This window comes from Flavobacterium sp. MR2016-29 (assembly GCF_015350695.1).
Taxonomy (GTDB): domain Bacteria; phylum Bacteroidota; class Bacteroidia; order Flavobacteriales; family Flavobacteriaceae; genus Flavobacterium.
This window is the reverse complement of the sequence record NZ_JADKPU010000001.1, coordinates 666,000-679,374: the sequence shown is the minus strand read 5'-3', so window position 1 is coordinate 679,374 and position 13,375 is coordinate 666,000. Positions and strand designations below refer to the sequence as shown.

Below are 13,375 nucleotides of genomic sequence, written 5' to 3'. Positions count from 1 at the left end.
ATGATCGCGAAAATTGGAAGAAGCAGCAATTTATATGGCGCATTGGCTTATAATCAGCTCAAAGTGCAAAAAGAAGAAGGACAGGTGCTGTTTACAAGCAGGATGATCGAAACTGCAGGCGGCACATATTCAACTGCACAGTTAGCACGGTCCTTTGAGCCTTACCTGCTTGCCAACCGCAATACGGAAAAGCCCGTAGTGCATATTTCACTAAATCCGGACCCGAGGGATAATGTAAGCGATGAAGGGCTTATAGCAATCGCAGAGCATTACATGGTGGAAATGGGATACGGACAACAGCCTTTCGCAGTTTTCAAACACACCGATATTGAACGTGCGCATATCCATATCGTGACGGTATGTGTAGATGAAGAGGGAAAAAAAATCTCAGATAAGTTTGAGAAGAGAAGATCTATGGCCGTTTGCCGGGAACTGGAAAGAAACTATGGACTGATGCCTGCAGCGGACAAAGAGGGTAAGGGACAAGAGAAAATTTTCAATCCGGTGGATTACCGGACTGGCGATGTGAAAAGCCAGATAGCATCTGTAGTCAGGCATCTTCCCAAATACTATCAATTTCAGACATTGGGCGAATACAATGCCCTTCTTTCACTGTTTAATATTACTGTTGAAAAAGTAGAGAGCCAGTTAGAAGGAAATATCAGGCAGGGGTTCTTGTATATCCCATTAAATGAAAATGGAGAAAAGGCAGGGAATCCTCTCAAAGCTTCGTTATTCGGGAAGAATGCAGGGCTTCCGGCTTTGGATGCTCATTTTACGCGATGCAAGGAAGCTGTAAAGGAAAATGGAAAAAAATCTAAACTAAAGGAGACAATAGGCATAGCAGTTCAATCAACTGATAACGAAGAAGATTTTAAAAGGCAGTTAATTAGGCATGGGATTAATCCGGTTATCCGCAGAAACGGCGCAGGTCGAATTTACGGGATCACTTTTATTGACCACAATTCCAGAACAGTATGTAACGGTTCGCGTCTGGGAACTGAATTTTCAGCTAATGCATTTAATGAGCATTGGAGCAATAAGACAGTCGCCAGTCCAACGGAAGACGCAGGGTCAAAGTCGAAACACCTACAGCACAATTATGACGATCTTCAAGATGAGGATCCACACGAACTTTTTAATTTTCTGCCTAAAATAAGAGAGGTACTATATGAAGAAAACTTCTTTTCATTAGAAGGTTTTGGAGGACTGATACCAGGAGCTCACGGAGAAGATTATCAGGAGGACAATTTTGCCGCTGAAATGAGAAAGAAAAGAAAGCGCAGGAAGAATAAATAGGTTTTACGGTTAATCTAATAACAAGTTATAAAGACACTCTAAGTCCAAAAGCATAACTCCAGTAAAGGAGCCTCGGCGCGTCTGCCGTCCTGAACCGGTAAATGCCATAGATGTATATCGCAGAAAGTACAAATACAAACCAGCTGATTACACTGTAAGCTAGATCTTGTTTCTCTTTCAGGTTAAGCATTGTTGCCACAAATGATTTCACTATAAAGGCAGGAGCAATACAGCATACCAGTATACAGACTGCCCAGGGCACTATCCATAAATTGCTTTTCTTTGCCCGCAGGCCAATGACAATGCCCTTGAAAAAATAGATGATGCAAAAAATTAAATAGGTGAATAAAAGTGTAAGCGCCCAAATTCTAAATTGGCCGGTGTCTTCTCCACACAGCTTTTTTGACAGCATAAATCCAGCATAGAAATAGATGCCGAAAATAACAGCAATTTTAAAAGCCAAAAAAAGCAGGACGCCAATCCCAAACATAAAACCGGTTGCAGATTGGCTTTCTACGCTTTTCCGTGTTTCATATTCAGTCTCACTTTCTTCCGCAAAAGCATCAGGATTATTATATTTCATTTTTGCTTAATATTTACTTGTTTATCAGTTAAGACTTTGATATTCAGGATTATAAATTTACTAAAAATATTAATATAAATTAAAGCCGACTGGATAACGCGCGCCAAAGGAGGACAGAAGAAGCTAAAGTCCGCCTTATTCTTAATGCTGCGGTGAACAGCATTTAATTTCACGCCCTAACATTAAACATTGTAAAATGCAGGGCGATGATGATTTAAGAGGGCTGGCCAAGATAATGGCATTCATGAGAGCAGTTAGTATACTGATAGTACTAATGCATATATATTGGTACTGTTATGGTTTTTTTCTGGAAAAAGGATGGACACAGCTAACCGTTAATAAGATATTGGGCAGTTTCGACCGTACAGCGGGCCTGTTTTCGCATAAGCTTTACACGAAAGTTTTTGCCGTTCTGTTACTTGCTTTAAGCTGCCTTGGAACTAAGGGCGTAAAGAATGAGAAAATTTCCCGGGCTAATATCTATAGTGCTTTCGGTACGGGCTTTGTTTTATTCTTTTTAAACGCCCCATTGTTGAGGCTGCCCGAGGAAACAGCAGCCTTCTTTTATATCCTTACATTAGGACTGGGATACATCGCTTTAATGGTAGCTGGAGTCTGGGCTAGTCGTCTTTTGCACACCAACCTGATGGATGATGTATTCAATAATGAGAATGAAAGTTTTCAGCAGGAGACAAAACTCGTGCAAAACGAATATTCGGTCAACCTTCCTACCCGGTTCTTTTATAAAAACAAGTGGAATAATGGCTGGATAAATATAGTGAATCCATTTAGGGCAACAATTGTGCTTGGTACGCCGGGATCGGGTAAATCATACGCTATCGTAAACAATTTCATCAAGCAGCAGATTGAAAAAGGATTTTCAATGTACATCTATGACTTCAAGTTTGACGACCTTTCCACTATAGCCTACAATCATTTACTGAAGCATCATAACAGGTACAAAGTCAAGCCTAAATTCTATGTAATCAACTTTGATGACCCGCGGAAAAGTCACCGCTGCAATCCCCTGAATCCCGATTTCATGACCGATATTTCGGATGCATATGAGGCCGCATACACCATAATGCTCAACCTGAACAGGAGCTGGATACAAAAGCAGGGAGATTTCTTCGTCGAGAGTCCTATTATTCTTTTGGCTGCGATTATCTGGTTTCTTAAAATCTATGATAACGGCAGACACTGTACCTTTCCCCATGCCATTGAGCTCTTGAATAAAAAATATGCAGACGTTTTTACGATTCTCACATCATATTCAGAGCTGGAGAACTATTTATCACCGTTTATGGATGCATGGCAGGGCGGGGCGCAGGATCAGCTGCAGGGCCAGATTGCATCAGCGAAGATTCCTTTATCCCGTATGATCTCCCCAAGCCTTTACTGGGTAATGACCGGTGATGATTTTTCGCTGGATATTAATAATCCCAAAGAGCCAAAAGTATTATGTGTTGGTAATAACCCCGACCGTCAGAACATCTACTCTGCTGCACTTGGGCTGTACAATTCCCGCATTGTAAAACTGATAAATAAAAAGGGACAGTTAAAAAGCTCGGTAATTATTGATGAGCTGCCGACTATTTATTTCCGGGGACTGGATAATCTTATTGCCACAGCCCGCAGCAACAAGGTAGCAGTCTGTCTTGGCTTTCAGGATTTTTCACAATTAAACAGGGACTACGGCGACAAGGAAAGCAAGGTTATCCAAAATACCGTTGGCAATATTTTTAGCGGCCAGGTTGTAGGCGAAACTGCGAAAAACCTGTCGGAACGTTTCGGCAAGATTCTGCAGAGGAGACAAAGCATGAGCATAAACCGCAGTGACACATCCACCTCCATATCGACGCAATTAGACAGCCTTATTCCAGCTTCCAAAATCTCTACATTAACGCAAGGCTTCTTTGTAGGGGCAGTTTCGGACAATTTTGATGAGCGTATCAAGCAGAAAATGTTCCATGCTGAAATTGTTGTAGATAATGAAAAAGTAAGTGCTGACGCCAAAGCGTATCACGATATTCCCCAAATATTAAATTTTATTGATGACAACGGGAACGATACAATGAAAAGAGAGATTGACGCCAATTATAAAAGAATAAAACTAGATATTGTCAAGGTTATAGAAGTTGAGCTTAACCGCATTAAAAACGATCCTTCTTTACAGCACCTGGTACAAAAAGAGCAAAAAAAAGGACCATCAGCAATTTGATAGTCCCTCAATCCTTAGTAAGCGTTACAATTTCGGCGAGCATTATTTTTTATCTTGTCTTGTACCGAATTCAAAAAAGGTTCCCCCTTCTTCGTTCAGTACGATATAAGCGCTAAATTCCTTTCCGGCTTTGCTTTTCATGCCGCTAATAAGAGAAGTCTTGCCGTGAAGGACAAGTTTTTCAATTTCTGACAAGCTTAAATGCACACCGCAGATGCTGCGGTACTGAAACCAGTTACATGCCTCGTCTTTGCATTTGGCAATTTTGTCCCTGATAACGAGATTGTGATTTTTGCATTTGGGACATAAGAGCTGCCTTTGGCTATTTTGAACAGTGGAAGTTTGCATCAATTCATATGTGATGCAGGACGTGTACGTTTCCATTTCCTTTTGAAAAACTTCCGCATCAGCTTCATTGTTTTCGATTTTTTTTAAGGCACCCTCCCACTGCGCGGTCATTGCTGCATCGGCAATTTTCGTGTCTTTAACCAGCTCGTAAACCTGTAGGCCTTTTTGAGTAGGCAGGAGTGACCTTTTTTTCCTCTCTATATAATTGCGGGCAAAAAGGGTCTCTATGATACCGGATCTTGTCGCGGGCGTACCGATGCCAATACTTTGCATAGCGCTGGATCCTTCCGGCTTTTCGATGTCCTGTCCGGCTGTCTCCATTGCAGATAAAATCCCTGCTTCGGTGTACAGAACCGGAGGAACTGTTTTCTTTTCCAGAACATAACCATTTTTGATTTTGAGCTGATCACCTTTTTTAAGATCTGGCAGTTCCTGCGGAGCTTCCTTTTCATAAAAGCTGCCTCTGATCGAACGCCAGCCTGGCTCTGTTATTCTGCTGCCATGCAGTGTAAAATCAAGGTGCAGGACCTCTAGTATGATTTTGGTTGTCTCTTTAATACAAGGTTGTGAAACCGCTTCAAGCAGCCTGAGGGCAATCATATTATAAACTGCATTTTCCTTTGCGGGGAGGGACGAGGGGATTTTTTCTGTGGTCAGCAATCCATGGTGATCGGTAACACGAAGGTCATTGACGATTCGTTTGTTTAAATGTCCCAATTTTACTTTTAAAATCTCTTGCCTGAAGATTTTATTGTCCTGCAAAGCACTGACCAAGCCTGGGATTGTATCCCATACATCTTCGGGTATATACTTACTGCCGGTTCGTGGATAGGTTATCAGTTTCTTTTCATACAGGATTTGAGCGACGTTCAGTGTTTCCTGTGCGGACAGGTTTAGTTTTATATTGGCTTCTTTCTGCAAGCCGGTAAGGTCAAAGAGCAATGGAGGCTGTTCTGTCAAATTTATGGTTTCTGCCGATACGACTGTCGCGGTATTATCGTTTCTTTTGATGGACTTCAGTGTACCTTGAGCCCCCTTCATATCATTTTCCCATTTTTTTTTTGAAAGGCTTTTAAAATCAATGAAGTCCTTTGTATGCTGTAATTCTATCTGCCAGTACTGCTTAACGGAAAAGTTTTTGTTTTCCAGATAACGCCTGCAGATCAAGGCGAGGGTAGGGGTCTGCACCCTGCCTAGTGAATAAACGCCATCACCTGCCGCTATGCTTAGTGCCTGCGAGGTATTAATCCCAACGAGCCAATCGGCACGGCTTCTGCTTTGTGCAGCCTTAAAAAGTCCGTCAAAATCGCTTCCCGGTTTCAAATTTTCAAAGCCTTTCTTAATGGCTTTTTCAGTAAGGGAACTGATCCATAAACGCTCAAATGGCTTGCTGCACTTAAGGTATTGGTAGATGTAGCGGAATATTAATTCGCCCTCCCGTCCTGCATCGGTCGCAGCAATAATCTTTTCACTGCGTTCAATGACATCCTCAATAATTTTTATCTGCGCCAAAGCGCCCATATCTGTGCTATAGATTTTATCCTTTTTGACCTTGCGTATCATCAATAGAAAAGGATTGGGCAATATTGGAAGGGAGGATTTTTGAAATCCGGTAATGCCGTAATCTTCCGGCATCGCCAGCCCAACTAAATGTCCAAATGCCCATGTAACAAAATAGCCGTTGCCTGTCAGGTAGCCTTCTTTTTTTTCTGTGGCTCCAAGCAGTACGGCTATTTCCCTTGCTACACTGGGTTTTTCTGCAATAACAGTTATCATACATTTTACCTTTTACGGCCTTTGGATTGAGAAGATGAATCGGATACTTCCAGTTGCCCCTGTTGCTCCTGTTGTTTTTTATTATCAGGATTTGACTGTCCCGATTTTAAAGGCTCATTTATACTCTTAGTAGCCTCATTGGTTTTTCCTTCGGAATTGACAGCAGTCTGTGTTTTATGCGCCTCAGAAGGTTTTATCTGTTCTTTGATCTTGTCTGGGTTCTGGAATGAAAAATCTGTTTTATTAGTTTCCTTGCTGTACGTAATGTAGCCATTATATTCCTTACCTTTCTTATCCACTAAACCGCTGATATAAACGGTCTGGCCATCTTTCAATTTTTGATGTTGCTCACTGTCAAGTTCTTTGTCACGAAAGATTTTTGGCGCCCCGGGAGTCTGGTTCTGCTGATTGCCATGTGTCTGTTTATTGGAGTCCGTTCTGTCAAAAAGAAACTCTACAAAACGTTTATCTGCATTGAATTGAACAGTTGCATCAAAAGCAGTTCCTTTCTTGGAAACCATATTTTCCAAATGAAGAGGTTTTCCTTCCAGCAAAGTCTGTTTCTGCTGATCGTTCAGTTTTATCCCTTTAATATCGTCAGGGATTTTAATGAAATCTGTACGTAGCGCCACCACTTCATTAGTAAGTCTGTCAATGCTGATAATAGAGGGCATGATCTCATTATTTTTTGGATTCGTAAGGTTCACTATGCGACCCATATTGCCCGTCTGCTGCAGATTTTCTTTATCTTCCTTGCTGAATTCGTGACCGAAGAACGGAAAATTTAGATTAGGCCCTTTACGGATGCCGTGTATGGCCACGACAACCTGTCCTTCGTCGTTTTGTTTAAGGGATAATCGGGCATCCAATCTTGTAACCGCAGTACCAAGGTTAAGACTGACAGGTACAAGCTCATTTGTTTTGTATCCTTTAAGCAGCGGATCGAGCAGGCTCATTTTTTCAAGTTTTTCTTTGCTTAAACCCAGATGGTTTAATGTTTCCCAATCAATCTGCTCCGGTTTGAATTTGTATTCACTTGTTTCCGGATTTGTCTGTGTTGTTTCCATACTATTTTTATTTTCTTGTTTATTATTTTCCTGCACTTCTGTTTTGATTTTATTCTCCTTTATTATTTCTTCTATAGTAGATGTAGGATTTTTGATGTTTTTCTGAAGTTCTTTCGCTGCATCAATGGCTAAAGGTTCGGGAACTTTGAAGAACGTGAAATTCGTGGGGTTTTTCAGCTGGCTAAAAAAATTGGAGAAGAAATTGGAAAACAGATCGCCTTGCCTATCCACACGCATAAACTGGTTCTGGTTTTTCTTTTCTGGCCGGACCGTTTCCAGATTGCCGTTTTCATCAAGTCCCTTCACGGCCATAATTTTCTTTTTCTCTTTATCGAATACCAGCAGTATATCTGTCAGTTCTTCGTGAGGTCGGAGTGTATCTTCAGTTTTTTTATCCATAGTCTTAGATATTTAAATTCATTCGCGAAATTAAAAGATACCTTATCGTTGAATGGCAACGGGAGCTCGTTGGCGTCATTTTTCATTTGGTGTCGCATCTAATAGGCGCGCGGGCAGTAAAACTTTCCCTGATGAACTGATGTACATCTGATAGCTTATAATATATTTTTCCACTGATCGTATAGTAAGGTAGCCTGCCAGAAGACCTGTAACGCTGCAGCGACCTGGAACTTATCTTTAGCATCTGTAAAATATCTTGGTTGTCTAAAAGTTCTTCGCCGTCAACAGTTCCGCGCTTTTTTTCCATTTCATTGATATGCGCGCTCATGAGATCGAAACGTTCTATAATCCGTTCCATCCACGATATGAATTCCATTCTATCTATATTCATGGTGATATCCTTTGCATTAATTATGCAAAGTTGAGTATGACAAAATTTTTTATTTGCCAATGCAAGCCAATGGAAAAGTGTGTTTTATGAAGAATTTAACAATTATCGAGCATATGAGATCTACTGTTTTGCTGGTGCTGGCGAGTACTTTGAAATAATACTCGGTAAAAGATGACCAGATGCCAATTGCATGATATTGGTAAGACAATTACCGTAATATAGGACTAAACTTCCTTTTCCATGTGCTGTTTAAGTGACGATTTCAGCTGATCCAGAAAAATGCTTTTACTGTCCGCCCTGTCTTTCATTCGATGGTAGGCGTGATGGACATCACCAAGCTGGATTCTGAAAAGCAGCTGAAAAACCATACTTATTTTGCGGATTCCCGCTTTACCATGGGAAATGCTTCCTGAGGCATGAAGTGCGTAAATTAACTCGATCAGGGCATTTTTTGAGTCTGTCCAGAAAAAATCCCTGTTACTGTTATTTCCATCTGCAAACAGATTGTTTTGCGAAGTATCGGGTTCAATTTTGGAAAGCAGGTAACCGTAAAGCAATTCGTTTGCAATTATGCGTGCCACTTTATAATCGTAATAGGTAGAGAATTGAGTGTCTATTTCAAAAACGAAACTATTGACTCCTTCATGCAGATCTATTTTTCCGAGACAAAAAAAATGATGGTCCCATTCAGTTCTTCCCGTGCGGTAGTACCGATAGAAATCAGTATTATAAAAGTGTTCTTTATATTCCTGTTTGAGCATGTTGAGCTCATTTGAAAAATATTTATGATGCATCTTGCCGCACACTACGGGGCAAGATGCCTCAATGCGAAAAACCTTATTATAGAAGATAAGTTTTCCCAGTATTTGGGGCTTAACACTTTTAAAAAAATTGATTTCTTCATTTTCATCTGAAAAACCTTTTTCTAATACATTTTTTTTAACCGTGCATAGCAAGTTGCGCAGCACGGTGGTCATGTGGTAGGATTTTTCAATTATATGTTCAGGATCTAAGCTGAATTCCTGTTCTGCTTTTCGAATAACCTGAAGCGCGTTATCAAATGTAGATCTTATCATGGCAACAGAGTTTAGATTTATATGAACAAGGAAAAGCGAGGGCGTTACTGCCCTGAAACGTTATGAAGTCACTTTTCGTTGGAAATTAAAATGTGTTATATCAGCGCGCGGTGTTGGTTTCGTTCTGCAATGTCTGCATAAGTTCCATAGCGTAGTTATCCCTGGCTTGTACATAAGCGACCTTCGGTAATATAGATGCGCCAAGTTTTTTCTTCTCGAAAGTTGCAGATATGCCGAAATCGATACGCTTAATCTGAAGTTCACGTGCTCTTTTGATGGTTTGATACAGAAGCTGCCTGTATAGATTGAAGCCATAGCCTGCAGTATAGTCCATGCCGATAAGTTCGGGCACATACACGGACGATGGATTTTTGTAGCAGAACATTATACCTATGAAATCTTTTTCTGGTACATCTTTGAGGGTCAGGATTATGAATTCCCAGTTAGGACAACTATTCATGTTTTGAAATACTTCCCTGCTATAAGTAAAGGTATTTATTGCGAGGTTGCGCTTTTTAACTTCGCGATACAGAAGGTAGGCCCTGTTTAGTTCTTCCTCGTTAAGGCAATCTTTTACTTTTACATCATAGAATTTTTCAAATGGCAGTATTTCCTTATTGAAGTGCTGGCGGGAGCGGCTCGAAAGAATCGAACCATAGTTCTCGAATTCATGCAGATGACTATGTTCAATAACACATGATTCTGGCATATCGATCTTGAAATAGCCTTGGTTTCTAATCATTTCATCCCAGCGAAATCCAGGCTTGAAATCACGTAGAACCAGCATATCGGCACTTAATGAATTGTAGTTTTCTTCCAGCTTATGCAATAGTATTTGCATTGATTGCTCTGCCAGAGGATGATCATCGTCAATATAACTGTGCAAGCCCTCGGTAAACAACGAGCCGGTACTTAGCACTTTGGAGGTCATATGCATTGGGTCTGTTTTTCGAGTTTCTTCGAGGTGTCTGGACACTGATTCTGTAGAAAGCATATCATCTTTCCATAGACCGAATGTGCAGTATGTCATCAATACGACCTGCATCTTCTGGTCACGGATTATATAATAGAAGAAGTCCATCTTAGTGGCGGGATCCTGGATATTTGCGAAAGTATGCTCTTGGTACAGCATTCCATCCCAATCAAGAATATTATAGGCACCCAAATATCTGTTCCATTCCTGCTTGTCGATGTTCTTTATTGTAGTCTGCTCTTCGATTTGCAGCAGGTCGCTGTGTAGTTTTTTAGCAGGAAGTTTTGTTCTGATTTCCATTCTAAAGGCTAGCCGTATCTTTTCATCACTGCTGCCCGTCTCTTCGACCGCTTTATGGAAATGGTAATCCATTGCACGCGCAAGTTCGGAAATATCTTCGATCATGTTATGTGCAGATATGGTGATACGTATTCCGGTATTTTTTATAGGAACAGCCGGGTATATGCCAAGGTTGAGGTAAAAGCCTTCTTTGAAGAGCCGCTTCGTGAAATTGTAAGCAGTAGCGGGCGTCCCCATTCCAAGAAAGAAAACAGGAGAATCGTTTTCAGATACCAGTGGCAGGCTGCTTTGTGAAAGTAGTGTTCCGAAATGAGCTGTTTTTTTTGCAAGCTCGGTCTGAAGCTCTTCGATTTCAGAAGAGAGATGTATGTCGCAGGATGCGATTGCAGCAGCGACTGATGCCGGTTCAAGCTGAGCAGAGAAGGTAAGAGGGCCGCCAAAAGTTTTAATCTTCTCACGTAATTTACTATCACTGCAGAAAAAGGTAGCGCCGCTGGCACCAAATGTTTTGCTAAGTGTGCTGACAACCACAATATTTTCTTCCAAACTTCCAATGGCATCAAAGATAAAACCAGTACCATTTTTTCCTTTCCAGCTCATTCCATGGACATCATCAAAATAGAGGTGAAGCTGCGGATACTTTCGGGCAAGGTTCAACAGTTCCTGTACTGGCGCATAATCGCCGTACATAGAATATACACCATCGGCCATGTACCATATTTTGCCCGATTTGCCCATTAGTCTCCGAATTTTTTCTTCCAGCATTTCCAGGTTATTATGTCGTATCATCTCCACCGGTATTCCCCTAAGCTTAAGAACCAGACAGGCATTCTGTACACTCCAATGCGCCTGATGGTCCATAATTACCGCATCTTCATCTCTTATCAAGGTTGGAATAATTGCGATATGTCCAAGGGTACTGTTCTTTGTTATAATAGGAGGTATGCCGTACATCTGTTCTATCTTGTTTTCCAGTTCCGCATATAGGGGATGCGAGAGGTATGTTTTAGAAAGTGGGAACTGCGTCCCATAATTAGTTATGGCATTTATTGCAGCATCTTTTAGCCTTTTGTCCTGTTCAAGCCCAAGATACCCTGTAGTGCCAAAATGAAGCATTTCGCTACCGTTAATTTTTATTGTTCGGCCATTGAGATATTCACCTTCCGTGTAAAGGTGCAACAGGCCATTATCTTTTGCACTTGAAAAAACAGTGTCGACTGTATCGATAAAATTATTGTGCTTTATTTTTGCCATTTTTTATAAGATTTTAGGTTTTTGATTTAATTTTTAGGTGGGTTTCGAAAATTGATAGCTAAAATTCCTTATAAAAAATGAAAGTGCTTTTATTTTGAGATATTTTATTCCCTATTTGGCAAGCGTAATTCCCGATTTGACAACAAATTGCTTAGTTTTGCAAGAAATAATCCACATTTGACAATGATAATGTTTCTAAATCTTTATAATTTTGTTAAATTTCAAGTTTTAAATTAACAGGTCATGAGTGCCCCACACGAAGCGTTTGAGAATCAAAATGCGAGGTTTTGGATCGACAATGGTATTCTTTTTTTCGAATATAAAGCCCATACTGCTTTAGATTTGGAAGTAGCAATGCGCGTTGTTGCAGACAGGATTGCGTTTCAAAATGAAAGGCTTCTTCCTGTGTTTTGTGATACTCGCGGAATTGCATCAATTGACAAAGCGGCCAGGGATTACCTCGCCAAATCAGGATCACTGCTTGCTAAAGCAGTCGCTCTAATCGGTAGTGAAAATGTGTCTATGACGATGAGCACTTTTTATCTGGAAATCAGCAAGCCGTCCGTGCCTACCCGAATTTTCACCGTCGAGCAGGAGGCATTGGATTATCTAATGGACTTCGTTTAGAATTAACCGCAGAAAGACAGAGTATATTAAAATTATCAATGATGAAAAGCCCTCATAACCGGCAGCGTATGGTATCGATGCACAAGATGTTATTTGAAATGGCACGGGGCAATTTCAATAACCAAATCCCTTTGAGCACCTGTGACGACGAAATTGAAACCTTGGTCGTCCTGGTTAATATGGTCGCGGAAGAACTTAAAGAGTCGGCGTTTCATTCAGGCTTTGTTAATCCTTACATTACTCATAAGATGGTCACTCCAGCAACTTTTATCTTAGATGAAAATCATTCCATAAAAGATGTGAACCAAGGGGCATTAAAAATTTTGGGTTATGACTCGATAGAGATGCTTAGCCGTCCAATACGGGATTTCATAATGGATGACTTCAGTTATATGTCCGATCTTGAAAAAAAGGAATTGGAGGAAATGCTTTTGTCTGGTGAAATAATTACACTTAATTTTATTACGTTCAAAAAACTGATTGTAAGCGCCAAATGCTCAGTTTCCAGATTATCTGAGGGCAAGTTTACAGTTCTTAGTTTCGTTGCCCCTTTTCTCCAATTAAACGAAGCTCCAACGGAATCATTAGACTTAAAAATTGAAAGACATAACAATTTTCGGAAAGCTGACGCGCGTTTGATGCAGCGAGTTTATGATTATGTATTAGCGAATCTAGGCGAGCCGCTGCCGTCAATAAAAGAACTGGCAAGACAGTTCGGCACAAATGATTTTAAGCTAAAAGACGGCTTCAGGCATTTCTTTCACACAAGCATCTATCAATTTTATACCGAACAGAGACTCAAAAGGGCTTATCTCATGATCGAACAGACAGATATTCCCTTAAAGAATATTTCTTTTATGAACGGTTTCAACAGTTATCCAAATTTTTCCAAATCGTTTAAAAAACGTTTTGGTTTTTCTCCAAAAGAATTAGGGCGGAATAAAACTGGCGATTTTTTAATTGTTGATGACATTAATCCTTCCTGAGTAATTATCGCTCCCGATAGTACAAGTCTAAATGGTTTGTAATTCAGAATTTTACATTGTTGAATTCAAATCGAA

At 40.5% G+C, this 13,375-nt stretch carries 10 protein-coding genes; 4 read left to right on the top strand and 6 right to left on the bottom strand.

Annotated features, from left to right (window positions below; genetic code table 11):
* The gene (gene mobB, locus IR010_RS03055) at positions 1-1,299 is read left to right on the top strand and encodes a conjugal transfer protein MobB (RefSeq protein WP_194601470.1); all 1,299 of its coding nucleotides are present in this window, start codon (positions 1-3) and stop codon (positions 1,297-1,299) included.
* A 25-nt stretch (positions 1,300-1,324) separates the two neighbouring features.
* Here mobB and IR010_RS03050 read toward each other — a convergent pair whose 3' ends face one another.
* Entirely contained in the window at positions 1,325-1,882 is a 558-nt protein-coding gene (locus IR010_RS03050; RefSeq protein ID WP_194601467.1) for a hypothetical protein, read from the bottom strand.
* A 196-nt stretch (positions 1,883-2,078) separates the two neighbouring features.
* Here IR010_RS03050 and mobC point away from each other — a divergent pair, with 196 nt between their 5' ends.
* Positions 2,079-4,103 (top strand): conjugal transfer protein MobC, encoded by a 2,025-nt coding sequence (gene mobC / locus IR010_RS03045; RefSeq protein ID WP_194601464.1) that lies wholly within the window; start codon positions 2,079-2,081, stop codon positions 4,101-4,103.
* A gap of 42 nt (positions 4,104-4,145) precedes the next feature.
* Here mobC and IR010_RS03040 read toward each other — a convergent pair whose 3' ends face one another.
* The 5 genes from IR010_RS03040 to IR010_RS03020 all read right to left on the bottom strand — a co-directional run bounded on the left by IR010_RS03040 (position 4,146) and on the right by IR010_RS03020 (position 11,687).
* Entirely contained in the window at positions 4,146-6,227 is a 2,082-nt protein-coding gene (locus IR010_RS03040) for a type IA DNA topoisomerase (protein ID WP_194601460.1), read from the bottom strand.
* Positions 6,228-6,232: 5 nt separating this feature from the next.
* On the bottom strand, positions 6,233-7,693 hold the full coding sequence (locus tag IR010_RS03035) for a DUF3945 domain-containing protein (protein ID WP_194601457.1): 1,461 nt from the start codon (positions 7,691-7,693) through the stop codon (positions 6,233-6,235).
* Between the two features lie 82 nt (positions 7,694-7,775).
* Entirely contained in the window at positions 7,776-8,084 is a 309-nt protein-coding gene (locus tag IR010_RS03030) for a helix-turn-helix domain-containing protein (protein ID WP_194601454.1), read from the bottom strand.
* A 224-nt stretch (positions 8,085-8,308) separates the two neighbouring features.
* Positions 8,309-9,157 (bottom strand): RteC domain-containing protein, encoded by an 849-nt coding sequence (locus IR010_RS03025; protein WP_410505233.1) that lies wholly within the window; start codon positions 9,155-9,157, stop codon positions 8,309-8,311.
* Positions 9,158-9,260: 103 nt separating this feature from the next.
* Positions 9,261-11,687, bottom strand: coding sequence for a bifunctional aminotransferase class I/II-fold pyridoxal phosphate-dependent enzyme/GNAT family N-acetyltransferase (locus IR010_RS03020; protein ID WP_194601448.1), 2,427 nt, complete (start codon positions 11,685-11,687; stop codon positions 9,261-9,263).
* A gap of 243 nt (positions 11,688-11,930) precedes the next feature.
* On the opposite strand from IR010_RS03020, the gene IR010_RS03015 reads away from it, so the two are divergent.
* Positions 11,931-12,314: a hypothetical protein gene (locus tag IR010_RS03015; RefSeq protein ID WP_194601445.1), complete on the top strand. Its 384-nt coding sequence runs from the start codon at positions 11,931-11,933 to the stop codon at positions 12,312-12,314.
* Between the two features lie 41 nt (positions 12,315-12,355).
* Positions 12,356-13,300, top strand: a complete 945-nt coding sequence (locus IR010_RS03010) for a helix-turn-helix domain-containing protein (protein WP_194601443.1) — start codon at positions 12,356-12,358, stop codon at positions 13,298-13,300.
* The last annotated feature ends 75 nt before the right edge of the window (positions 13,301-13,375 follow it).